The 23,803-nt window shown below is 70.8% G+C and carries 14 protein-coding genes; 4 read left to right on the top strand and 10 right to left on the bottom strand.

The features are described 5' to 3' along the window. Both K8612_RS39600 and K8612_RS20220 read right to left on the bottom strand, forming a co-directional pair. A partial coding sequence (locus K8612_RS39600; RefSeq protein ID WP_223763488.1) for an AMP-binding protein occupies window positions 1–332 on the bottom strand: 332 nt, incomplete at its 3' end. 137 nt (window positions 333–469) lie between these two features. Beyond that, entirely contained in the window at window positions 470–2,713 is a 2,244-nt protein-coding gene (locus K8612_RS20220; protein ID WP_223763489.1) for a TIGR02266 family protein, read from the bottom strand. Window positions 2,714–2,877: 164 nt separating this feature from the next. Between K8612_RS20220 and guaB the strand changes: the two genes are divergently transcribed. Beyond that, window positions 2,878–4,335, top strand: coding sequence for an IMP dehydrogenase (gene guaB, locus K8612_RS20225; RefSeq protein WP_223738381.1), 1,458 nt, complete (start codon window positions 2,878–2,880; stop codon window positions 4,333–4,335). Between the two features lie 97 nt (window positions 4,336–4,432). Here the strand turns inward: guaB and K8612_RS20230 are convergent, their stop codons facing one another. After that, the gene (locus K8612_RS20230) at window positions 4,433–5,020 is read right to left on the bottom strand and encodes a hypothetical protein (protein ID WP_223738380.1); all 588 of its coding nucleotides are present in this window, start codon (window positions 5,018–5,020) and stop codon (window positions 4,433–4,435) included. 124 nt (window positions 5,021–5,144) lie between these two features. Between K8612_RS20230 and guaA the strand changes: the two genes are divergently transcribed. After that, on the top strand, window positions 5,145–6,698 hold the full coding sequence (gene guaA / locus K8612_RS20235; RefSeq protein WP_223763490.1) for a glutamine-hydrolyzing GMP synthase: 1,554 nt from the start codon (window positions 5,145–5,147) through the stop codon (window positions 6,696–6,698). Window positions 6,699–6,716: 18 nt separating this feature from the next. Here guaA and K8612_RS20240 read toward each other — a convergent pair whose 3' ends face one another. The 3 genes from K8612_RS20240 to K8612_RS20250 form a co-directional block, all read right to left on the bottom strand. Then, window positions 6,717–7,499, bottom strand: coding sequence for a phytanoyl-CoA dioxygenase (locus K8612_RS20240; RefSeq protein ID WP_223763491.1), 783 nt, complete (start codon window positions 7,497–7,499; stop codon window positions 6,717–6,719). 80 nt (window positions 7,500–7,579) lie between these two features. After that, window positions 7,580–9,673, bottom strand: a complete 2,094-nt coding sequence (locus K8612_RS20245; RefSeq protein WP_223738375.1) for a S46 family peptidase — start codon at window positions 9,671–9,673, stop codon at window positions 7,580–7,582. A 200-nt stretch (window positions 9,674–9,873) separates the two neighbouring features. Beyond that, window positions 9,874–10,650 carry an AraC family transcriptional regulator gene (locus tag K8612_RS20250; RefSeq protein WP_223763492.1) on the bottom strand — a complete coding sequence of 259 codons (777 nt, stop codon included), beginning with the start codon at window positions 10,648–10,650 and terminating at the stop codon, window positions 9,874–9,876. A gap of 104 nt (window positions 10,651–10,754) precedes the next feature. Here K8612_RS20250 and K8612_RS20255 point away from each other — a divergent pair, with 104 nt between their 5' ends. Together K8612_RS20255 and K8612_RS20260 are read left to right on the top strand one after the other, a co-directional pair. Beyond that, window positions 10,755–11,594 (top strand): MBL fold metallo-hydrolase, encoded by an 840-nt coding sequence (locus K8612_RS20255; RefSeq protein ID WP_223763493.1) that lies wholly within the window; start codon window positions 10,755–10,757, stop codon window positions 11,592–11,594. 12 nt (window positions 11,595–11,606) lie between these two features. Continuing rightward, on the top strand, window positions 11,607–12,929 hold the full coding sequence (locus K8612_RS20260; protein ID WP_223763494.1) for an amidohydrolase family protein: 1,323 nt from the start codon (window positions 11,607–11,609) through the stop codon (window positions 12,927–12,929). 209 nt (window positions 12,930–13,138) lie between these two features. Here K8612_RS20260 and K8612_RS20265 read toward each other — a convergent pair whose 3' ends face one another. The 4 genes from K8612_RS20265 to K8612_RS20280 are packed head-to-tail and all read right to left on the bottom strand — an operon-like array spanning window position 13,139 to window position 23,686. After that, window positions 13,139–14,884 carry an acyl-CoA dehydrogenase family protein gene (locus K8612_RS20265; RefSeq protein WP_223763495.1) on the bottom strand — a complete coding sequence of 582 codons (1,746 nt, stop codon included), beginning with the start codon at window positions 14,882–14,884 and terminating at the stop codon, window positions 13,139–13,141. Then, window positions 14,881–15,636 (bottom strand): thioesterase II family protein, encoded by a 756-nt coding sequence (locus K8612_RS20270; protein ID WP_223763496.1) that lies wholly within the window; start codon window positions 15,634–15,636, stop codon window positions 14,881–14,883. The genes K8612_RS20265 and K8612_RS20270 overlap by 4 nt, the downstream gene beginning before the upstream one ends. Beyond that, window positions 15,633–18,611 (bottom strand): type I polyketide synthase, encoded by a 2,979-nt coding sequence (locus K8612_RS20275; protein ID WP_223763497.1) that lies wholly within the window; start codon window positions 18,609–18,611, stop codon window positions 15,633–15,635. The genes K8612_RS20270 and K8612_RS20275 overlap by 4 nt, the downstream gene beginning before the upstream one ends. Beyond that, entirely contained in the window at window positions 18,608–23,686 is a 5,079-nt protein-coding gene (locus K8612_RS20280; protein ID WP_223763498.1) for a non-ribosomal peptide synthetase, read from the bottom strand. Before K8612_RS20280 ends, K8612_RS20275 begins: the two co-directional genes overlap by 4 nt. Window positions 23,687–23,803: the final 117 nt, after the last annotated feature.

Below are 23,803 nucleotides of genomic sequence, written 5' to 3' on the forward strand. Positions count from 1 at the left end.
TGGATGATGGCCCGCAGGCGGGGCAGGGTGCGCTCCAGCCGCATCGGGTCCGGCGGATACGCCGGCACCGCCACCGCCCCCGCGTACAGACACCCGAAGAAGCCCGCGATGTAGTCCAGCCCCGGCGGGTACAGCAGCAGCACGCGCTCGCCTTGCGCTCCACGCTCACGCAGCGCCGAGGCGATCCGCCGTGCGCGCACGTCCAAATCGAACGCGCTCCAGACGACCTCCTCTCCGTCATCTCCCAGGAATGTGTAGAGCGGCGCGCGGCCGGACGGCGTTTGGGCAAGCTTCAGCAGAACGCCAGGAAGGCATTGAGGGAGGTCGGTCACGGGGGGGGCCGTCCAGTGTCGAAAAATTTCGACACTTCATAGCAGCCCGACTCCTCAATTCCTCAGGCACTCCCGGTGATGAATCACAGGAGACCCTCGATGCCAGCCCACTCGGGAGGCAGGGACCCGTCACGCCCTCAAGCGCGTCCGAACAGTCCCTTCAACCACCCCATGAAACCTTTCTGCTTGGACACGACAGCGGCATCCGGCGCCGCCTCCGGAACGACCGGCACGGACGCCGCCACCCTGCGCGCCGCCGCGACCGCGTTCCCCGGAGTCACGACCGGAGGCACCGGCGCCGCGGCCACGGACTCCTCCTGCGCCAGCCGGGCCTTCACCGCCTCCGGCGTATCGCGGGTGGTGAACGTGCTGACGACCTCGCGCCCCGTGGTGCCTTCCTTCGCGGTCACCTTGAGCAGCGATTCGTTGTTCACCTCGAACGTCACCGTCACCTGCACCGCGCCGCGAGGCTTCTTCGGCAGGCCCGCGAGCCGCAGCGTGCCCAGGTACTCGTTGTCCTGCGCGCGCTCGGAGTCACCCTGGAAGACGGTGAGCTCCAGCTCCGTCTGCCCGTCCCGGTGCGTGGAGAGCGTGTAGCTCTTCACCGCCGGCAGCGACACGTTGCGCTCCAGCACCGGCTTGAAGCGCCCACCCGGCAGCCCCACGCCAATGGCCATGGGCAGCACGTCGATGAGCACCACGCCTTCCAACTGCCCCAGGCTGTGCGCCAGCAGCGCCGCGCCCAGCGCCACGGCCTCGTCCGGGTGCACGCCCTTGCTGGGCGGCTGGCCGAAGAACTTCGTGATCTTCTCGTGCACCAGCGGGAAGCGGCTCTGCCCACCCACGAGGATGACCTCGTCGATGTCCTGCGGCTTCAGCCCCTTGGCCTGGAGCACCTCCTCGCAGACCTGGACCGTGCGGTCCACCAGCCCCTCCGTCAGGGCGATCAACTTCTGCCGCGTGAGCGTGACGTCCAGGTCGTACGGCTTGTTGTCGATCATCGTGATGAAGGCCACGTGCACCCGCATCTCCGAGCGCTCGGACAGGGCGCACTTGGCCCGCTCCGCCGCGTCGTTGATGCGCTGCAGGGCCACCCGGTCCCCCTGGAAGGCGCGGCCCGTCTGCCGCTCGAACTCCTGCAGGAGGTACTCCACGATGGCGTTGTCGAAGTCGATGCCCCCCAGGAACGTGTCGCCGCCGGTGGAGATGACCTCGTAGACGGTGTCGTTCAGCTCCAGCACCGACGCGTCGAACGTGCCGCCGCCCAGGTCGTACACCAGCACGCGCTGGTTCAGCTTCTTGCCGTAGCCGTACGCCAGCGCCGCCGCCGTGGGCTCGTTGAGGATGCGCTCCACGTACAGGCCGGCCAGCTTCCCCGCCTCGCGCACCGCGTGCCGCTGGTTGTCGTTGTAGTAGGCGGGCACCGTGATGACCGCCCGGGAGATGGGCTGGCCCAACTGGTTCTGCGCCACCTCGCGCACCTCGCGGAGGATCAGCGCGGAGATCTGCTGGAGCGAATAGATGCGGTCACCCAGCCGCACCGCCGCCTCGCCGTTCTGGCCCGCGGCGATCTCGTAATGGAAGCGGCCCTTGATCTGCCCCACGATGGGCGACGCGTACGGCCGGCCCACCAGCCGCTTGGCGCCGTACACCGTCTGGCGCGGGTTGGTGAGCATCTGCCCCTTCGCGGGGTGGCCCACCACCAGCTTGCCGCGCTGGTTGAACGCGAGGATGGAGGGCACCGTGTTGTGGCCCTCGCGGCTGGGCAGCACCCCGGGCTTGTTGCCGCGCACGAACGCGGCGCACGAGTTCGTCGTCCCCAGGTCGATGCCGATGACGGGCCCCGTCCGGGGCGGCTCCTCGATGTTCAGCCCCAGGGACGCGTCCGTCACCATCTCCAGCGCGGGCGCGGGGGCCGCGGCCGGGGCGTCCATCCGGGCCGGAGCGCCAGGGTCCGCGGCCACGGTCGGGGGCAGGGCAGGGGCCGCCGCCGGGGCAGGCACGGTGAAGTCCGGGGGGCCCACGCCGTTGGGCACGGGCGGCACGTCCGACTGGGCGTGCGGGAGGATGGCGACCGCGGCGTCCAGGAACCGGCGGGTCGGGGGATCCGCCTCCCCGAACTTCAGCCCCATGCCGGAGATGCCCTGGCCCTGCTGCCCGGTGACGAAGTGGACGATGGCCGCCGTGTAGAGGAGCCGGTCGCCGCTCGCCAGGCGGAGGTCCAGGGTGACGGCCGTGCCCGGGGGGCGCACGGCCTTGGCGCGCAAATAGATGCCGCCCCGGGTGATGTTGCCCCCGTATTTCGCGAGGAACTCCTCGGGGGTGGCGAAGGGCAGCTTCACCACCAGCCCGACCGCCCCCGCTTGATTCAATTCCGCCAAGGCCCGGTCCAAGTCCCAAGAAGTGTTGGTGGGGCGCCGAGTATCACCTGAAGTCCCCGGGAACGGGCGGCAAAAAACCTTCTTCCGTTGCGCGGCAGCCGCGCAAACCGTATGGACACGCACCCGCCGGGCGCTGGTGCCCCGCGGGGCCTCCGGGAGCCCCCATGTTGAACCCCGATATCCGGCTGGCCCTCACCTTCGACGACGTGCTCCTGCTGCCCGGTGAGAGCGCCGTCACCCCGCGTGATGCCGACCTCACCACCCGCCTGACCCGCAACATCCGGCTGAACGTGCCCCTGCTGTCCGCCGCCATGGACACCGTGACGGAGGCGCGGACCGCCATCGCCATGGCGCAGGAGGGCGGCATCGGCGTCATCCACAAGAACATGACGCCCGAGCAGCAGGCCCTGGAAGTCCTCAAGGTCAAGAAGTTCGAGAGCGGCATGGTGGTGGACCCCATCACCATCGACCCGAAGGCGCCGCTCGCCCGCGCGCTGGAGCTGATGAAGGTCCACGGCGTGTCCGGCGTGCCCGTGGTGCAGGGCAAGCGCCTGGTGGGCATCCTCACCAGCCGCGACGTGCGCTTCGAGAAGAACCTGTCCCAGAAGGTCGAGGACGTGATGACGACCAAGCTCGTCACCGGCCGCGAGGGCATCACCCAGGACGACGCCACGAAGCTGCTGCACGAGCACCGCATCGAGAAGCTGCTCGTCGTCAATGAGTCCTACGAGCTCAAGGGCCTCATCACCATCAAGGACATCGAGAAGCGCCGCACCCACCCGTACGCCGCCAAGGACGCCAAGGGCCGCCTGCTCTGCGCCGCCGCCGTGGGCGTGTCCGCGGACCGCGAGGCCCGCATCGACGCGCTGGTGAAGGCGGGCGTGGACGTCATCGTGGTGGACACCGCGCACGGCCACTCGAAGGGCGTCATCGAAGGCGTGCGCGACACGCGCAAGAACTTCAAGGGCTTCGACCTCATCGCCGGCAACGTGGCCACCGCGGAGGGCACGCGCGCCCTGATTGAGGCGGGCGTGGACGCGGTGAAGGTGGGCATCGGCCCGGGCTCCATCTGCACCACCCGCGTGGTGGCCGGCGTGGGCGTGCCCCAGGTGACGGCGGTGGATGACTGCTCCCGCGAGGCGGACAAGCACGGCATCCCCATCATCTCCGACGGCGGCATCAAGTACTCGGGCGACATCGTGAAGGCGCTCGCCGCGGGCGCCAGCTCCGTGATGATCGGCTCGCTGTTCGCCGGCACGGAGGAGTCCCCCGGCGACGTCATCCTGTACCAGGGCCGCAGCTACAAGAGCTACCGGGGCATGGGCAGCCTGGGCGCCATGAAGCAGGGCGCCAAGGACCGCTACTTCCAGTCCGACGTGGAGGCGGTGAAGCTGGTGCCGGAGGGCATCGAGGGCCGCGTCCCGTACAAGGGCACCCTCTCCATGAACGTGCACCAGATGCTGGGCGGCATCCGCAGCGGCATGGGCTACGTGGGCTGCGCCACCATCGAGGAGCTGCGCACGAAGGCCAACTTCGTCCGCATCACGTCCGCCGGGCTCAAGGAGAGCCACGTGCACGACGTCATCATCACCGAGGAAGCGCCCAACTACCGGATGGAGTAGGGCCTCCACCGCCCCCAGGCCTCACCGTCACCGGGAGGCTTCGGGGGGCAGGGGTGTCTCCCCCGGCCAGCGCGCCGGGGGAGGGGACCGCGGGCGGCTACTTGCCGCGACGCTTGCCGCCGCCCGTGGACGAGTCCTCGGCGGGGGCGGCCGTGGTGGACACGCGCTTCTCCGCCGCGTTGACGCGCTGGAGGAGCGACTCGCGGTCGTCCGGGTCCAGCGTCTCGATGGCCTTCTTCAGGGTGCCGAAGTCCAGGCGGGCCACCGTGACGGTGTTGCCCCCCTTGATCTCCTGCACCGTGGGCACGTCCACCAGCTCGCGCAGGTAGGTCTCGAACTCCACCCGGACGTCCGCGGTCTGCTGGATGCAGGTGTCCTTGGCGTTGACCAGGCTCTGGCTGCCCTCGCGGTAGCTCAGGTCCGGGTTGCGGGCCATGGCCTCCTCGAAGGTGTGGGTGCGGTCCTTCAGGGACGAGTACAGGTTGACGTAGTCCACCAGCCGGTCGGACTCAGGCCGGTTCACGTCCCGGGCCTTGTTCAGGGGCGCGGTGGTGTCGTCGCAGGTGAGCTTGGAGAGCTGTTCGACCCCGGGCGCGTCCTTCACCGCGACGCTGCGGGTGTCCCGCTCCAGGCGTTCGTCGGAGGTGATCTCCTTCACGCACCCCGCGGAGGACAGGAGGAGCATGGCTGCTGCAGTGGAAGCGGACAGGCGGCGCACGAACAATTGACGGCCTTTCAGCGTTGATTTCCCGAAGTTTGTAGCGATAAGGGCCCCCACCCGTCAACGACGCCCCCTGGGAGAATCGCCGGTGGACCTGCACTCCGAGAAGATCCTGATCCTTGATTTCGGGAGCCAGTACACCCAGCTCATCGCCCGCCGGGTGCGCGAGCTGGGCGTCTACTGCGAGATCCACCGCCCGGACCTCCCCGCCGCCGACATCCGGCAGTTCGCGCCGAAGGGCATCATCCTCTCCGGCGGGCCGGCGTCCGTGGAAGCGCCCGGCTCCCCGCGCTGCGACCCGTACGTCTTCGAGGCCGGCGTCCCGGTGCTGGGCATCTGCTACGGCCTCCAACTGATCTCCAAGCTCCTGGGAGGCCGCATCGACCGGAGCGCCCACCGCGAGTTCGGCAGCGCGGCGGTGGAGGTGCTCGCCGCGCGGGGCCCCTTCGCGGAGTTCCGCCCGGGCGACCAGGTGCAGGTGTGGATGAGCCACGGCGACCGGGTGGACGAGCTGCCGCCCGGCTTCGAGGCCATCGGCCGCAGCGGCAACTCGCCCTTCGCGGCGGCGGCCCACAAGACGAACCCCTGGTACGGCTTCCAGTTCCACCCGGAGGTGGTCCACACGCCGCAGGGCAAGGCCATGCTGCGCGCCTTCCTCTTCAACGACTGCAAGGTCACCGGCTCGTGGACGATGAAGGGCTTCATCGACGAGGCGGTGGAGACCATCCGCAAGCAGGTCGGCGAAGAGGGCCGCGTCATCTGCGGCCTGTCCGGCGGCGTGGACAGCTCCGTGGCGGCGCTGCTGCTGCACCGGGCCATCGGCCCCCGGCTCCAGTGCATCTTCGTGGACAACGGCGTGCTGCGTCAGGGCGAGCGGGCGCAGGTGGAGGCGCTCTTCGTGGACCGCTTCCACGTGCCGCTCAAGACGGTGGACGCGCGCGAGCGCTTCCTGTCGAAGCTGGCCGGCGTTACGGATCCGGAGCAGAAGCGGAAGATCATCGGGCGGGAGTTCATCGCCGTCTTCGAGGAGGCCTCGCGCGACGTGCAGGACGCGGGCTTCCTGGCGCAGGGCACGCTGTACCCGGACGTCATCGAGTCCGTGTCGTGGAAGGGCCCGTCCGTCACCATCAAGAGCCACCACAACGTGGGCGGCCTGCCGGAGCAGATGAAGCTCAAGCTGGTGGAGCCCCTGCGCGAGCTCTTCAAGGACGAGGTCCGCGCGCTGGGCCGCGAGCTGGGCCTGCCGGACGAGATGGTCTCCCGCCAGCCGTTCCCGGGCCCGGGCCTGGCCATCCGCGTGCTGGGCGAGGTGAACGAGAAGCGCCTGGACCTGGTGCGCCGCGCGGACACCATCGTGCAGGAGGAGATCCACAAGGCCGGCCTGTACAAGGAAGTGTGGCAGGCCTTCGCCGTCCTGCTGCCGGTGCAGAGCGTGGGCGTGATGGGCGACGAGCGCACCTACGAGTCCACCTGCGTGCTGCGCGCCGTCACCAGCGTGGACGGCATGACGGCGGACTGGGCGCGCATCCCGTTCCCCATCCTGGAGAAGATCTCCTCGCGCATCACCAACGAGGTGCGCGGCATCAACCGCGTCGTCTACGACATCTCCTCCAAACCGCCCGCCACCATCGAGTGGGAGTGAGGCGGTAGGGCAGGGGGCTCACGTCACCGCGCGCCGGATGGCCTCCTCCACCGGCGACGTGTCCTCCGGGAGCCGGGCCAGGCTCAGGGGCTCCCGGGGCAGCAGCGGCGGCTGCGCCATGAAGCGCGGCCGTGTTCCCCAGTGCGGCTGGGCCGAGTGCACGAGGAAGGGGTGGCACAGGTACACCGTGCCCGCCTCGCCCGTGGCCAGGACCTCCCGCCGGTGGGCGGACTCCGCGAAGCCGTTGGCCGCGAGCTGACGCAGCGTCAGGCCCGCCTCGCCGGCCGGGCCCAGCAGCCGGGCGATGTCCTGGTGCGAGCCCACGCGGATGCGGGTGGGCGCGTCGTCGTCGCCCACGTCGGAGAAGAGGAAGAGCATGAGCAGCGCCCGGCCCCTGGAGGCGACGTTGGCGCGCCAGTCCATGAAGTCCGGCTTGTCGAAGTCGAAGCTCACGTCGACGTGCCACCCCGCGTCGCCCGGGTCGGCCCCCGGGTTGTCGGGGGTCGGGAAGCGCACGGGGAAGGTGCCCAGGGCCCCGGGCGGCAGCCACCGGCCGGCGCCCACGAGCGCGTCGTAGGCCGCGTGCAGCACGGGCGTGTTCGCGGCATCCACGAAGGGCTTCTGGGCGTACATGCCCAGGCGGATGACGGGGCGGGTCCAGGTGGCGGGCCGGTCCGGCTCACACCCCGTGTCCCGCCAGAGAATGGCCCGGGCCTCGTCCGCGACCTGGCGGGGGAAGGCCCCGTCGAGGCGGAGGAACCCGTCCCGCATGAACTGCTCGGCGCGCGTGTCGTACGGCATGGGCGCACGCTACCAAGAACAAGAGGCTGCCCGGTTCGCACCGGACAGCCTCTGGGGACTTCAGGACTCCGGCGGGAGGACTACCCCGCCGGGTTCGCCTTCACCGGCGCGACCTTGGTGCTGCCGGGGCGCAGCTCTTCCAGGACGCGGTTGGCGCCGTAGATCTTCTGGAGCGCCTCGATGATGGCCTCCGAGTGCACGGCCACCGTGCGGTTCACGGACTCGTCGAAGCCGTACTCACCGCCCAGCGACTGGATGTTGCCGTCGAACACCAGGCCGACGACCTCGTGGTTCTTGTTCACCACGGGCGAGCCGGAGTTGCCGCCGATGATGTCGTTGGTGGTGACGAAGTTCATCGGCGTGGTGCCGGTGATGACCTTCTCCGACTTCAGCCACGACTTGGGCAGCGCGTACGGATCCTGGCCCGTGGCGTGCTCGAAGGTGCCGGACATCTGGGTGATGGGGGCGACCTGCTGGCCCTCGTCCATGTAGCCCTTCACGGAGCCGAAGGACACGCGCGGGGAGAAGGTCGCGTCCGGGTACTGGCTGGTGCCGTAGATGTCGAACTTCGCCTTGGCGACGAGCTCGCTGTTCTTCTTGATGACGGACTCGACGTCGTCCTCGAACTTCTTGCGGATGGCGCGGGCGTCCGCGTCCGTCAGGACGGCGAGCTGGACCATCGGGTCCTTGGACGCGTCCACGGCCTTCTTGCCGCCGTCCCAGAGCGCCTTGCGCGCCTTCGGGTCGAAGAGCTTCGTGCCCTTCACCACGCGGGTGGCGACCTGCTCCGGGGACTCCTTGCCCAGCACCTTCTTCACGAACGGGTGCTTGGCGCCCAGCTCCTCACGCATCTTGGTGAGGCCGAACGTCAGGCGGGCGATCTCCAGATCCGCGTAGATGGGCGCGGGGCTGAAGAGCTGCGCCTTGAGGGCGGGCAGGTTGGCGTCGTTGAACTCGCGCAGCCGCTGGCCGTTGTCCTTGGGCAGCTCGTCGCCGGCGCGCACCAGCGCCCGGGCGGTGTGGAACAGGCTGGCGGACAGGCCCTGCCCCTGCTCGATGAAGTTCAGGTCCTTGCGGATCGTGAGCAACTGGGCCTCCGCCTTGGCGATCTCATCCCAGGCGGCGGCGTACTTCTTCTTCAGCTCGGGGTTCGCGTCGACCTTCTTGCGCAGCTCCTGCTCCGCGGCGACCTTGGAGGCGAAGAACTTCTTGTCGAGCAGCGCCTCGTGGCGGCCCTTGGACGCCTTCAGGCCGTTCTCCACGCCGAACAGCAGGTTGCTGGAGATGCGCTTCTGCTCGGGGCCCCGCTTCTGGAACTCGGTGAGCATGCCGCGCAGCTCGGAGAGGTACATGAGCGTCTTGGGCATGGACACGTCGCGGGTGTACTCCAGCTCCGCGATGGTCAGCGCGCGCGAGGTGCGGCCCGGGTTGCCGGCCACGAACGTGAGGTCGTTCTCCTTGGCGCCGCCCTCCGACCACTTGAAGTAGTCCGGCGTCTTCACCGGCTGCTTGTCCTGGTAGACGCGCACGAACGTCACGTCCAGGTCGTAGCGGGGGAACTCGAAGTTGTCCGGGTCACCGCCGAAGAAGGCGATGGCGTGCTCCGGGGCGAACACCAGGCGCACGTCCTGGAAGCGGCGGTACTTGTACAGGTTGTACTTGCCGCCCTGGTACAGCGTGACGACGTCACAGCGCACCTTGTCGTCGCCGTTGGAGCAGGCCTTCTCCGCCTTGGACATCTCCGCCTTCAGCGTGTCCGAGTACTGCTTGCCGGTCAGCGACGCGGTGGCCTTGTTGAGCTGCTCGGTGATGTCGGTGATCTCGACGAGCTGGTTCACCTCCATCGCCGGGCACTGCTTCTCCTCGCCCTGCGTCTTGGCGTAGAAGCCGTTGGCCAGGTAGTCCTGCTTCGCGGTGGAGAGCTGCTCGATGCAGCCGCGCGCGCAGTGGTGATTGGTCATCACCAGGCCGTCCGGCGACACGAAGCTGGCCGAGCAGCCGCCGGCCAGACGCACCGCGCCCAGCCGCAGCTTGTCCAGCCACTGCTGATCCGGCTGGAAGCCGTACTTCTCCTTCACCTTGGCGGCGGGGAAGTTGTTGTACGTCCACATGCCTTCATCGGCGAGCGCCGGGGCGGCACCCACGAGGGCGGCGATGACGACCAATCGCTTCATGAATGGGATCCTTTCGGGCCGCGGGACGGACACCCGCGGGGACGGGGGCGTTTGTGAGGGATGGCCTGACAACGGTCAAGCTGGGAAAACGCCCGCGATAGCCGCAGAACGTCCGAGCGCCCGAACGATTCCCTGGGACCCCCACCGGGCAGGCGCTTTTCCCACCCGCCCCATCCCGACGCAGCGCGTCCGGGCCCGCCTCAGGCCGCCCGTGCGCGCAGCCACGCGCCCGGCGTGGTGCCCAGCACGGCCCGGAAGTCCGCGATCAAGTGGGCCTGATCATAGTAGCCAGTACCCGCGGCGATGCCCCCCCAGTCCGGCCGGGCGCCCTGGACCCTGGAGGCCTGGAGCGCGCGCTGGAGGCGCACGAGCCGGGCGTAGGCCTTGGGACCCATGCCCAGCACGTCGTCGAAGGCGCGGCGCAGGTGCCGTTCGCTCACGCCGAGCGTGCGGGCCAGCTCCGCGACGCGGGGGAGCTCCCCGGCGCCGGTGAGCAGGCGGATTCCGCGCCGCACGAGGTGCGCGGCGGCGGGTTCGTAGACGTCGTCCCGGTGGAGCCGGTCCACGAGCGCGGCCTCGAGCGTGCGCAGGCGGGCCTGGGAGGAGGGGGCCTCCGCGAGCGCTTCGCGGAGCCGGGCGCCGTCCGCCTTGCCCCAGAGCGTGTCGATGGAGAGCGCGCGGTGGGCCAGCTTCGACATGGGCAGGCCGAAGAAGGGGTAGGCGCCGCCGGGCTTGAACTGGATGCCCAACGTGTCAGGCGGGACCTCCGAGGGTGCCTTGCGCACCACCTGCTCCCGGGGCCCCAGGGCGTGCACGTCACAGGTGGTGGAGGTGACGCGGACCACCAGCTCCACGGTGCCGTCCGGCATGCGGACGTAGTCGCCCGGGGACGGGCCGCGCCACAGCACGCGCGCGCGCTGGATGAAGCGGGACAGGTCGGCCCGGGGGGCCAGCGCGGTGTCAGCCGGAGCGGCCATGCGGGGAAGCATGGGGTGGACGGCGCCTGGCTTCAACCCGGGCCCGGGCCGGATGGCCGATTCCTCCAATCGGGCGCCGCGTCCGGTCCGTAGCTTGCCGGGCCATGCGAATCCATCACCTCAACTGTGGAACCCTGTGTCCCGCCAGCGCCCGGTTCGTCACGGGCTCGGGCGGCCTGTTCGAGCGGGCCCGGATGGTCTGTCACTGCCTGCTGCTGGAGACGTCCCGGGGGCTGGTGCTCGTGGACACGGGCCTGGGGACCCGGGATGTGGGGGACGCGGCAGCGCGGCTGGGACAGCGCTTCGTGAGACGGAACACGCCCCGGTTGGATCCGGCGGAGACGGCGCTGGCCCAGGTGGAGCGGCTGGGCTTCCGGCGCGAGGACGTCCGGCACATCGTGCCCACGCACATGGACCTGGATCACGTCGGCGGGCTGGCGGACTTCCCGGACGCGCAGGTCCATGTCTTCGCGGACGAGCACGCCGCCGCCATGACGCCGCCCCAGGCCGGCGCGAAGTTCGGGTACCGGCCGCTCCAGTGGGCGCACGGACCGAAGTGGCACCCCTACGCGGTGGACGGTGAGCGCTGGTTCGGCTTCGAGGCGGTGCGGGTGATTCCGGGCCTGGACGCGGAGGTGCTGCTGGTGCCGCTGACGGGCCACACTGCGGGCCACTGCGGCGTCGCGGTGAAGGGGGCCGAGGGCTGGGTGCTGCACGCGGGGGACGCGTACTTCAGCCACCGTGAGGTGGACCCGGTGGCGCCGCGGAGCCCGTGGGGGGTGGCGCTGTTCCAGCGGCTGAGGTCCGTGGACAACGCCGTGCGGCTCCAGAACCAGGAGCGGCTGCGGGCCCTGGTGCGAGCGCACGGACACGAGGTGAAGGTGTTCTCCGCGCACTGCGCGGTGGAGTTCGACCGGATGCGAGCGGGAGGAGGCACGGCGTAGCATGGCGGGACCTTGCGACGCGTTCTGCTCTTCGGCTCCCTCCTGTGGTCGCTGTCCTCCGCCTCCGCCGCCGAACCCGCCCGGGTCCAGGTGTTGAAGGCCGCCCGCCTGTTCGACGCGAAGGCGGGGAGGGTCGTCACCCCGGGGGTTGTGGTGGTGTCGGAGGGCCGGGTGGTGGGGGTGGGCCCGAAGGCGCCGGTGCCGGAGGGCGCGAGCGTCGTGGACCTGGGCGACGCCACGTTGCTGCCGGGCTTCATGGACGCGCACACGCACCTGACGGTGGAGCCCGGCCCGGACTGGAGGAAGGACCTCATCGACAGCTTCCAGCGCACCATCCCCGAGCAGACCCTGGACACGCTGCCGTGGGCCCGGGCGACGCTGATGGCCGGCTTCACCACCGTGCGCAACCTGGGCGCGGAGGACTTCATCGACGTGGGGCTGCGCAACGCCATCGCGCGAGGCATCGTGCTGGGGCCTCGCATCCTCGCGGCGACCTCCAGCCTGAGCTCCACGGGCGGGCACTGTGACTACGGCAACTCGTTCCGCAAGGGGCTGCTGGCCCACGACGCGAGTCCCGGCGTGGCGGATGGTCCGGACGCGCTGCGCGCCAGGGTGCGCGAGAACGTCAAGTATGGCGCGGACGTGATCAAGGTCTGCGCCACGGGAGGCGTGATGAGCCTCAACGCGGACCCGGACGCGCCGCAGTTCACCCAGGCGGAGCTGGACGCGGTGGTGGACGAAGCCCACGCGCACCGGCGCAAGGTGGCCGCGCACGCGCACGGCGCGGAGGGAGCGAAGCGAGCCATCCGGGCGGGAGTGGACTCCATCGAGCACGGCACGCTGATGGACGATGAAGGGGTGGCGCTGATGAAGCAGAAGGGCACCTGGTACGTGCCCACGGCCTTCGCGTTCTTCGGAGTGAAGGAGCTGGCGGACCAGGGCAAGCTCCCGCCGGACACGGTCGCCAAGTTGCGCGCGGTGGACCGGAGGCGGGAGCACGTGTTGCGCAAGGCGATCTCCCTGGGCGTGCGCATCGCCTTCGGCACGGACGCGGGCGTGTTCGCCCACGGGCGCAACGCGGCGGAGTTCGCGCAGTTGGTGGAAGCAGGGCTCACGCCAGCGGAAGCCCTGCGCACCGCCACGGTGAACACGGCGGAGCTGCTCGGAGTGGCGGACAAGCTGGGAACATTGGAGCCGGGGAAGCTGGCGGACGTCGTCGCGGTGCCGGGCGACCCGGTGAAGGACATCCGGGTCACGCAGAAGGTCTTCTTCGTGGCGAAGGAGGGCGTCATCCACCGCAACGACACCGCGACCGGAGCAAGCGCCGCGCCGTAAGGTTCACGGTCCCAATCACCGGGCCAACCGTTCGCGTCACGTGCTGAGCCAGCAAGGCCCCGGGCCGAGGGCACCGCGAACCTGTCCGACTGTCGGACAGGTTTTGGCGCAGGGTGCTCCCAGCGGGCGGGCTGGCCCGTGTGGGGTCAAAGAAGCTTGTCCTCCACTGAGGGCGACATGGCGGCTGTTTGCGCAGCGCGCCATGGGGCTCACTTTGGGATGAGGACGTCGCTCAGCAGGAAGTCGAGCGTGTCCCCGGACAGCCAGCGTCCGCTCACGCTCGCGAAGTCCGGCTCCGCTTCGGCGTCGGCCTGGCGCCAGAGATCCTCCAGGCGGTAGCGCGCGGCGGTGCAGTAGATGTCCGCCAGTGCGTCGGCTTGAGGTTGGCTGCGTGAAGCCAGGGCCGACGCGAGGGCCAGCGTGACGGACATCGTGAACAGCTCGTTGCAGAGCTGGTTCATCAGGATGAGCGTCCGCTGCTTCGCGTGCAGGACTCCCACGTCAGGGTAGCGTCGCGACAGGTCCAGACTTCGCTTCGCGAGCCGATGCACCTCCCGGGCCGTGTGCTGGAGGTGGTCGCGGTTGCGCGGGGACAGGTGCTCCTCCACGGGCATCGGGACCGGGGGCGACTCCAGCTCCGCCGCGTGCGAGGCCGACGGGTAGTAGAGGGAGAACAGGCCTTCTCGCGCGGCCTTGTGATCCACCAGGAAGTCCACGCCTCCCGCGACCCGGAACGCACGGGCATCGCGCAGCGTGCGCTCCAGGGGAACGGGCGTGGCTCCACGAGCGGCCTTGCTCTCGGACGTCTCGTAGCCTTCGGCGGCGAGCAGCGACATCGTCCGGTCCGTGATCCGCGCGCAGCTCAGCGACGCGATGTTCTTGGCCGCCACCTGTTCGAACCAGCGCAGGGGCAGCGTGTCCGCCGTCACGCCCGTGAGGCTCCAGCGGGCCACGCTCTCCATGGCGAAGACCTCCGCCGCCGTGGCGGACACCTGCCGCTGGATCTCGTCGAAGTCACCGAGCCTGCGCCCCTGCGCGAGCCGCCGGTGGAGGAACCCCCGCGACCACTCGAGGCACTTCTTGGAGAGCGCCAGCGACGCGGCCACGATGATGTACATGCGGCCCAGGGCGCTGAGCGGCTCCAGCAGCGGCGTGTTCCGCCAGTGCTCCTGCGACATCGCGAGCATCCGCTCCTTCGGCACTCGCACGTTGTCGAAGCTCAGCGCGGCGATGGGCAGTCCTCGCAGGCCCATCAGGCTGTGCTCGGCCCGGACGTGGAAGCCGGGGCTGGTGGTCTCCACGAAGAAGAGGCTGATCTGCTCCCGGCCGTCCTCCTGGAGCGTCGCGGTGACGTTCAGCAGATCCGCGATGGACCCGTTGCCGATGAAGACCTTCTCCCCGTTGAGCACATAGGCCGCTCCGTCCTCCGTGGGCACGGCGGTGGTGGACGCTCGCCGCACGGAGGCGCCGATGGGCTCGGTGTCGGCCCAGCCGGAGATGACCCCGTCGGCGACGCGGCCCCGGACGTAGTCCTTGAGGGGACCGTCCTGCACGGCCTCGATGATGGCGCCCGCTCCCAGGCCACTGTGGATGGCCAGCGTGTAGCCCACCGGCAGGCACACGCTCATCACGGCCTCGATGACCCGGAAGGTGTTCAGCATGGAGAGCCCCCGGCCGCCCAGCTCGCGATCCACCGGGAGCTTGTAGTAGCCGCGTGAACGCAGGGCCTCACGCAGCTCCGGCGGAATGCGGCCCGTGCGTTCGATCTCGTCCGGATCCACGTGCTCGCGGAGGAACTGCTCCACCTCCGCGATGACGGCGTCGCCCTGCCGGCGCTCCTCGGCGTCCTGGTCGGGGAATGCGCGGACGAGATCCCACCGGAGCTTCCCAGCGAAGAGCTGGCCCAGGAAGCCCTCGCGGCTGCGGGTGGCGGGGTGCAGTGGCTCGTGGCTCATGGGTTCGGCGTCCTTTGGGAGAGGGGCTCCGCGATGAGGCCCAGGAGGGTGGACTTCGGTTCAGGGTCCCGAAGGTAGAAGTGCCCACCGGGCAGCAGGTGGAGCGCGAAGGGCCCGGAGGTGTGGAGGCTCCACGGCTCCAGCTCGGCGCGGCTCAGGTCGTCCTGGGTTCCGCCCGTCACGGTCATCACGCAGGGGAGCGGGGCGCGGGCCTCGTGCCGGTGGGACTCCACGAGCAGCAGGTCGGCTCGCAGCCCGGGGAGGATGAGCTCGCGCAGCTCTTCGTCCTCGCGCAGCTCGTGGATCAGCTCGCCGTAGGTGGGCTCCAGGGCGGCGAGGAGTCCGGCCTCGTCCAGGTGGCTCGCGGGGATGCCTCGCGGAGGGAGCTGTGGGGCTGGGGCCGCGGAGAGGAACAGCGCCGCGGGAAGCGCGCGGCCCAGGTCTCGCAGACGACGGGCCGTCTCGAAGGCCACGAACGCGCCCAGGCTGTGCCCGAAGAACGCGAAGGAGGATCCGAAGTCCACGGCATGCACCAGCGCGTCCACCAGTTCGTCCAGCCGGGTGAACGGCGCTTCCTCCGCCCGAGCCCCACGGCCGGGCAACTGAACGCCCCAGACCTCGATGTCCGGGAGCAGGTCCGCCCAGCGGACGTACTCGCCCACGGAGCCGCCGCTGTGCGGGAAGCAGTAGAGGCGCACGGTGGCTTCCGGACGCCGGATGCGGCAGGCGAGCCACGGAGAGGTCGAGGTCATGCCGGGGACGACTCCGCGATGAAGCGGGTCAGACGCGCCACGGTGGGCGCGCGGAAGAGGGCCTTCACCTTGAGGGGCGCGGCGACATGCGGGCGCAGCCGCGCGATGACCTGCGCCGCCATCAACGAGTCGCCACCCAGCGCGAAGAAGTTGTCGTGGAGCCCGACCCGCGCCAGCCCCAGGACCTCCGCGAACGCGATGGCGACACGGCGCCCGAGCTCGTCCTCTGGCAGCTCCGGCACCTCCAGGGCTCCAGTGTCGGGCGGAGGTGCCACCGTGGAGTGGATGGCCGGGCTCACCCCGGTCGCAATGGTGGTGGGCGCTTCGACGAGGTAGCGCTGACGTTCGAACGGATAGGTGGGCAGAGGCACCCGGCGACGAGGAGCGCCCCCATGAAGTCCCTGCCAGGAGATCGCGACGCCCGCGCTCCACAGGCGCCCCGCGGCGGTGAGCGCGCTGACCGCATCGGATGTGTTGTCCGAGGGATGGGGGAGGGTGGCCACCGTGAGGTGCGGCCCCGAGCCCGGGTTCTGGCGCGCCAGCGTCGCCAGGGTTCGTCCGGGTCCGATCTCCAGGAACACGGCGGGCGGACCCGCGAACAACGTGTCCAGCGCGTCGCCAAAGCGCACGGTGTGACGCAGGTGCGCGGCCCAGTAGGCCGGGTCCACGGCCTCCTCCGCGGTGACCGCCACACCCGTCCGGTCGGAGATCCACGGGAGCTGGGGAGGACGCCGTTCGACGCGCTGAACGCAGGCGGTGAACTCGGCCAGTGACGGCTCGACGAGCGGCGAATGCCCCGCGCCCGGAATGCGCAGCAGCCTGGACTCCACACCGCGCGCCGTCAGCCGCGCCTGAAGCGCTTCGATCTCCGCCACCGGGCCCGAAACCGCGCACTGCGCGGGCCCGTTCACGGCCGCCAGCGCGAGTCCTCCGTGCAGCAGGGGCGCCAGCTCCGACTCGGGCAACGGCACGGCCAGCATGGCCCCCGCGGGCAGGCTCGCGAGGATGCGCGAGCGCTCCAGGACCAACCGCAGCGCGTCCTCCAGACGGAACACCCCGGCCACCGTGGCCGCCGCATAGGCCCCCAGGCTGTGCCCCACGACCGCCGCGGGCTGCACACCCCAGCGCTTCCACAGCCGCGCCACCGCGTACTCGATGACGAACACGGAGAGCTGACCGGTGACGAACTCGCCCATCCGGGCGGACGCCTGTTCCAACGCGGCGGCATCCGTGGGCTCCGGATGCAGCACCGTCCCCAGGTCGAACCCGAGGAGCGGCGTCAGGTGCGCACGGCATGCGTCCACGGCCTCGCGGAACGCGGGCTGGGAACCGTACAGCTCCCGCCCCATGCCCACGTGCTGCCCGCCGTGGCCAGGGAACATGAACACCACCTGGCGCTCACGGGCCTCGGCGTTCGGGGTGCCGTCCTGTTCCGACAGGGCGCGAAGGACCTCCGAGGTGTCCTGGCCCACCGCGAACGTCCGGTGCTTGTGCGCGGTGCGTCCCATCTGGAGCGTCCAGGCGACGTCCCCCAGCTCCACCTCCGGATGCGCGCGCAGGTGACCTCCGAGCCGCTCCACGGCACGGGTCAGAGAAGCGGGACCGTGGGCCGACAGCACCAGGAGCTGCGGCGTGCGCGACCGCTCGGGGGCGGGCAGGGTGGGTGCCTCTTCCAGCACGGCGTGCGCGTTGGTTCCGCCGATGCCCAGCGAGCTGACGCCGGCCCTTCGCGGGTGGCCGCCGGTGTCCCAGTCCCGCAGCTCCGTGTTCACGCGGAAGGGGCCGTGCTCGAAGTCGATCTCCGGGTTGGGCCGGTCGAAGTTCAGGCTCGGTGGCAGCTTCCCGTGCTCCAGCGCGAGGACCGCCTTGATGAAGCCCGCCACGCCCGCAGCCGCGTCCGTGTGGCCGATGTTCGTCTTCACCGAGCCCAGCCAGCAGGACCGGGGCTCGCGTGCGCCGAAGGCCTTCGTCAGCGCGGCGACCTCGATGGGATCTCCCAGCCGCGTGCCGGTGCCATGCGCCTCCAGGTAGCTGATGCTCGCGGGGTCCACGCCCGCGGCATGCAGGGCGGTCTCGATGACGCGGGACTGGCCCTCCACGCTCGGCGCGGTGAAGCCGATCTTCCCGGCGGCGTCGTTGTTGACGGCGGTGCCCCGGAGGACGGCGCGGATGGTGTCCCCATCCTCCAGCGCATCCGCGAGCCGCTTGAGCACCACGATCCCCGCGCCGTTGCTGCCCACCGTGCCCTGAGCCCGGGCGTCGAACGCGCGGCAGCGGCCGTCCGGGGACAGCGGCCCGCCCTCGCTGAAGTGGCCGAACCGGGGCGGAACATGCACTGACGCGCCTCCCGCCAACGCGAGGTCGCAGTCCCCCGCGAGCAGCGCCTGCGCGGCCAGGTGGATCGCGACCAGGGACGTGGAGCACGCGGTCTGCACCGTGACGGCCGGCCCGCGCAGGCCCAGCTTGTAGGCCACGCGGCTGGTGAGGAAGTCCACGCCCGTGGCCAGCCGGAGCTGCCAGTCACTGGCGCCCGCCAGCAGGTCCCTCCGGGCCCGCAGCGCGGACAGGTAGTCCGTCTCGCTGCCGCCCGCGTAGACGCCAATGGCGCCCCGGTAGCGGGCCGGATCATACCCCGCGTCCTCCAGCGCCTCCCGCGCGCACTCGAGGAACACCCGGTGCTGCGGATCCAGCATCAGCGCTTCCTGCGGTGAGACGCCGAAGGCCTCCGCGTCGAACCGGTCCGCGTCCGTGACCAGACCGAACGCGGGCACCGCCTCGCCCACGGCGCGCTCGGTGGGGGGTTCGGCGCAGTGCTGACCGTCCGGACCGAAGAAGGTGATGGACTCGACGCCGCCGGCCAGGTTGGACCAGAACTCCGCCGCGTTGGCCGCACCGGGAAGTCTGCACGCAAGCCCCACCACCGCGAGGTGCGCCGAGCGGTCCTCATCCTCCATCGCATCGAGGGACGCGCTCACTCCACTTCCTCCCGCGAGCGGTCCGACGACAGCCGGCCCTGACGGCCCAGCAGGCGCGCACGTCCACTGCGCCGTTGCTCCTGGCGCTGCGCCTGCGCGGCCTCGGCCTCTCCGCCATCGTCGCGGCCCTGGAGGTGACCCGCGAGCGCGCGGACGGTGGGGAACTCGAACAGCGTCACCATGGGCACGTCATGGCCCATGCGGTGCTTCAGCAGGTACTGCACCTGGGCCAGCAGCAGCGAGTGGCCCCCGAGGTCGAAGAAGTTGTCCTCCGCGCCCACGTGCTCCAGGCGCAGCGTCTCGCACCAGATGCCGGCGATCCGCCGTTCGTACTCGTTCGCGAGCGGGACCCGAGGCGCCTGGGTGCCGGGCGTGGGTTCGGGCAGCGCCCGTTCATCCACCTTGCCGCCGTGGGTGAGGGGCAGCGCCTTCAGCTCCACGTAGGCGGCAGGGATCATGTACGCCGGCAGCTCGCGCGACAGGTGCTCACGCAGCCGCGCCGGTGTGGGCAGGGGCTGACCCGCGTGGGGCACCAGGTAGCCGACCAGTTGGGGTGCGCCACCGGGAGGGCTCCACGCGCGGACGTGCGCCTGCGCGAGCCCCGGATGCGTGCGCAGGCGGACCGCGACCTCCGCGGGCTCCACGCGGAAGCCCCGGATCTTGAGCTGCGCGTCCATGCGCCCCAGGAACTCGAGCCTCCCGTCCGGACGGAGCAGGACCCGGTCGCCCGTGCGGTACATGCGCGCGCCCGGGTGTGCCGCGTAGGGGTCGGGGAGGAAGCTCGCGGCGGTGAGGTCCGGCCGGTTCAGGTAGCCGCGCGCCACACCGGCCCCGCCGATGAAGAGCTCTCCCATGACGCCCGTGGGGACAGGTTGCAGCTCCGCGTCCAGGACGTAGGCCGTGGTCCCGTCGATGGGCTGGCCGATCGCGGGCAGAGACCCGCCGGGCTCCTCGAGCAGCACCTCGCAGGAGGTGGCCGTCACGGTCGTCTCGGTGGGGCCGTACTGATTGAACAGCCGCCACGGCAACCCGGGCACGGGACGCGCGTGGAGCCGATCACCTCCCGCGAGCACCGTGCGCAGTTCGCACGACGCCGGCCATGGCAGGGCCAGGAGCCGCTCCGCCAGGGCGGTGGGCAGGTCCGTGAAGGTGATCCGCTCGGAGAGGAGCCACGCCTGGAGCCGCTCCGGGGACAGGCGCACGTCCTGTCCGGGGACATGCAACGTCGCGCCCGCGGTGAGGGCAGGCCACAGCTCCGCGACGGACGGATCGAACGCGGGCGAGTAGAGCAGCGTGGTGCGGCTGTTCGCCGTCAGTCCGAACGCGCGGCGGTGCCACCCGACAAGCTGGGCCAGTGCGCCGTGCTCCACCACCACGCCCTTGGGCACGCCCGTGGAGCCCGAGGTGTACATGACGTACGCCCGCTGTCCGGGCCTCACCTCCGCGGGCAGACCTCCCCGGGGCGTGCCGGGGCCATGGAAGGACTCGATGCGCACGCGCTCCACCGTGGCGGGGAGTCGCTCCGCGAGCGGCCCCGTGGTGACCACCTGGCGCACGCCAGCGTCACCGAGGATGAGCGCGATCCGCTCGGCGGGATGCTCCGGATCCAGGGGCAGGAAGGCCGCACCGGTCAGCATCACGCCCAGCTCGGCTGTCACCAGGTCGGCGCCGCGAGGCGCGCAGACGCCAATGATCGCCTCGGCGCTCGCGCCTCGCGCATGCAGATGCTCCGCGAGCAGCGTCGCGCGCCGGACGCACTCCGCGTAGGTGAGGGTGCCTGCCTCATCGCGCACGGCCACGGCGTCAGGGGTCCGCGAGGCCTGCGCCAGGACCTGCTGAGGCACGGGCGGATCCGCGCTGACGGGCTTCGCGGAGCCGTTCGCCAGGAGCCCCTGTCGCTCCGCGTCCGAGAGCATCGGCAGTCGTGACACCGGCATCCCGGGGCTGGCCACCGCGGCCTCGAGCAACCGGAGGAAGTGCGCGGCCATCCGCTCCATGGTCGAGCGGTCGAACAGGTCCCGGTTGAACTCCCAGATGAGCGAGATGCGCGCGTCACCGCGCTCCTTGTCGCCCAGGTGCCGGCCCGCGTGCGGAATGGCGACGACGTCCAGGTCGACCTTCGACGAACCGTTGCCCCGCTCGAAGATGGTGCACGACGCATCCCCCAGCCGGGGGCTCCGGACGGCGGAGTCGTGAAAGCTGAACATGGCCTGCACGAGCGGATTGCGGCTGGGGTCGCGCTTCACGCCCAGGGCTTCGATCAGCTTGAGGAACGGATACGTCTGATGCTCGGCCGCCGCCACGGTGAGGTCCCGCACCTGACGGACCAGCTCGCGGAACGACGGCGCACCGGAGACGTCACACCGGAGGACCACGGCGTTGACGAACATGCCGACGACGTTCTCGATGTTCCGGACACCCGCCCGGGCCGCGAACGCCGAACCGATGCACAGGTCCTGCTCGCCGGTATAGCGATGCAGCAGCGTGGCGAAGGCGGCGAAGAGGGCGTTGAAGAGCGTCACGCCCTCCCGCTGGCAGAACGCGCGCAGGGCGCCGGGCAGGGCGGGCGGCAGCTCCAACCGGAGCAGGTCGCCGTTGAAGGTCTGCACGCGGGGGCGCGGATGGTCGGTGCGCAGCGGCAGGACCTCCGGAGCCCCCGCCAGCCGCTTCCGCCAGAAGTCGAGCTGGGCCTTCATGGCCGGACCCTCGAGCGCCTCGCGCTGCCACGCCGCGAAGTCGCGGTACTGCACCGGGAGCTCCGGGAGCGGCGAGGGCTCTCCGCGCAGATACGCGTTGTAGAGCGCGTCCAGCTCCCGCATCAGCACGGAGAAGGACACGCCGTCGTGGACGACGTGGTGCTCCACGAGGACCAGCTCGTGATCATCCGGAGCCAGCCGGACGACGGTCCAGCGCGCGAGCGGCGGCTCGAAGAGGGACAGGGGTCGCCGCAGCTCCTGGCGCAGGGCCTCTTCACGCCGGTGTTCCCGCTCGGCCGAGGGCAGTCCGGACAGGTCGATCAGCGGGACCTGCACTGGAGTCACAGGGAGGACGCGCTGCCACGGCCGGCCGTCGATCTCCTCGTAGGTCGTCCGCAGCAGCTCGTGGCGCCGGGTGATCTCCGTCAGCGCGCGTTCGAGCACCGCCAGGTCCAGCCCACCCAACACGCGGAGCGTCGTCTGCGCCTGGTAGGAGATGCTGCCGGGGGACAGCTTCTGGAGGAACCAGACCTGCTCCTGCTGCACGGACAGCGGTGCCCGTTCAGGGTCCGCGACGCGGACCACGGGCGGCAATGCGTCCTTCGCGGGAGCGGCCCGGCGCGGCTCCAGCAGGTTCGCCACCTGGGAGACCCGGCGGTGCGCGAAGAGCTCCGTCAGCGACAGCGGGAGCCCCAGCACCTCCGCGACTCGCGCGGTGATCCGCGTGGCCAGCAGCGAGTGGCCACCGAGTTCGAAGAAGTCGTCCTCGATGCCGATCCGCTCCAGGCGCAGCTCCTCCTGCCACACCTGCACGAGTCCATGCTCCAGCTCCGAGCGGGGCGCGACGTAGGCGCTGCTCCGAGTCGCGTGGGCGTCAGGCGAGGGAAGCGCCTGGAGGTCGACCTTGCCGGTGGGGCCCAGGGGTAGGGCGTCCACGACGATGAAGGTCCGGGGGAGCATGGCCTCGGGGAGCCAGGCCCGGAGGTGCTCGCGGAGCTGCTCCGTTCCGGGGACGGCCCGAGCGTCCTTGGGCGCGAACCACGCCACGAAGAAGACGTCCTGGCCTTCGGTCCCATCGGTGCTCCGCGCCAGGACGTGCGCGGCCCCGACGTGCGGATGGGTCAGCAGCGCGGCGGTGATCTCCGCGGGCTCGATGCGGATGCCTCGGACCTTCACCTGCCGGTCGGAGCGGCCATGGAACTCCAGCGAGCCATCTGGCAACCGGCGGCCCAGGTCCCCCGTGCGATACAGCCGTTCGCCGCCAAACCGGGAGAAGGGATCCGGAATGAAGCGGTCCGCGGTCAGGTCCGGCGTGCCCACGTAACCGCGAGCCAATCCGGGGCCGCCGATGAACAGCTCCCCGGTCTCGCCATCCGCCATGGGTGTCAGATCCGGACCGAGGACGTGCACCTCCACGCCGCCGATGGGCCGGCCGATGGACGGCAGCCGTTCAACGGCCGATGCGTCACCGGGAGGGACGACACCGGACGTGCTGTAGATGGTGCACTCGGCGGGGCCGTAGCCGTTCACGAGTTGGAACGGCAGCCCGGGCCCGGGGTGCAGGTGCAGCCGGTCGCCGCCGGTGAGGATCAGGCGCAGGGCACAGGACTCGGGCCAGGACAGTGGGAGGACGCGCTCGGCCAGCGGCGTGGGCAGGAAGACGCAGGTGATGTCCCGCGCCAGGAGCCAGTCCTGCAGCCTCTGGGGCGACAGGCGGGTCTCCTCGTCGGGCGGCAGCTCCAGCCGAGCCCCCGCGGCCAGTGACGGCAGGAGCGTCATGACGAACGCGTCGAAGCTGGCCGAGGCCACCACGCCAATGCGATCCGCGGGCGACAGGCCGGACGCGCCGAGGTGGTACCCGGTGAAGGCGGACAGCGCCCGGTGGCTGATCATCACGCCCTTGGGCAACCCGGTGGAGCCCGAGGTGTGGATCACGTACGCGAGGTGATCCGGCTGAACGGTGACGCCCGGGTTCACGTCCGGGAACGCCTGGAGCGCCAGGGCCTCGGGAGCCAGGACCTGGAGGCCGTCCGCCGCGAGCCGCTCCACGACCGGCCCCGTGCCGATGACGAACCGGGCCCCCGCGGAAACGGCCACGTAGCGCAGGCGTTCAGGAGGGGAGGACGGGTCCAGGGGAAGCCAGGCCGCTCCGGCCTTGAGGACGCCCAGGACGGACGCGACCAGCTCCGCGCTTCGCGGAAGGCAGACGCCGACGAGGACATCCGGTCCGGCGCCCCGGGCGATCAGCGCATGGGCCAGGCGGTTCGCCTGGGCATTCAGCGCGGCATGGGTGAGAGAGCGGGCCCGGGAGGCGACGGCGATCTGGGAGGAAAGTTCGGTCGCTCGTCGCTCGACGAGCTGGTGGACGGGGGGCAGCAAGAATCCTCCAACCGGCGCCACGCCCGTCCTAAGAGAATCAGGCGTTTAGCGGAGCTAGGCCGTTTTCAGGATTTTACATGACCCGGTGAAACACCGTGAGACATGTCCCCTCACCAA

This window comes from Corallococcus sp. AS-1-6 (genome assembly GCF_020037015.1).
Classification (GTDB): Bacteria; Myxococcota; Myxococcia; order Myxococcales; family Myxococcaceae; genus Corallococcus.

What these genes read in the sequence shown, in the direction of transcription:
- K8612_RS20270 (WP_223763496.1), bottom strand. Translation starts at nt 15,636, where the DNA reads ATGACCTCGACCTCTCCGTGGCTCGCCTGCCGCATCCGGCGTCCGGAA.
- K8612_RS20250 (WP_223763492.1), bottom strand. Translation starts at nt 10,650, where the DNA reads ATGGCCGCTCCGGCTGACACCGCGCTGGCCCCCCGGGCCGACCTGTCC.
- K8612_RS20240 (WP_223763491.1), bottom strand. Translation starts at nt 7,499, where the DNA reads ATGCCGTACGACACGCGCGCCGAGCAGTTCATGCGGGACGGGTTCCTC.
- K8612_RS20230 (WP_223738380.1), bottom strand. Translation starts at nt 5,020, where the DNA reads ATGCTCCTCCTGTCCTCCGCGGGGTGCGTGAAGGAGATCACCTCCGAC.
- K8612_RS20255 (WP_223763493.1), top strand. Translation starts at nt 10,755, where the DNA reads ATGCGAATCCATCACCTCAACTGTGGAACCCTGTGTCCCGCCAGCGCC.
- guaB (WP_223738381.1), top strand. Translation starts at nt 2,878, where the DNA reads ATGTTGAACCCCGATATCCGGCTGGCCCTCACCTTCGACGACGTGCTC.
- K8612_RS20265 (WP_223763495.1), bottom strand. Translation starts at nt 14,884, where the DNA reads ATGAGCCACGAGCCACTGCACCCCGCCACCCGCAGCCGCGAGGGCTTC.
- K8612_RS20245 (WP_223738375.1), bottom strand. Translation starts at nt 9,673, where the DNA reads ATGAAGCGATTGGTCGTCATCGCCGCCCTCGTGGGTGCCGCCCCGGCG.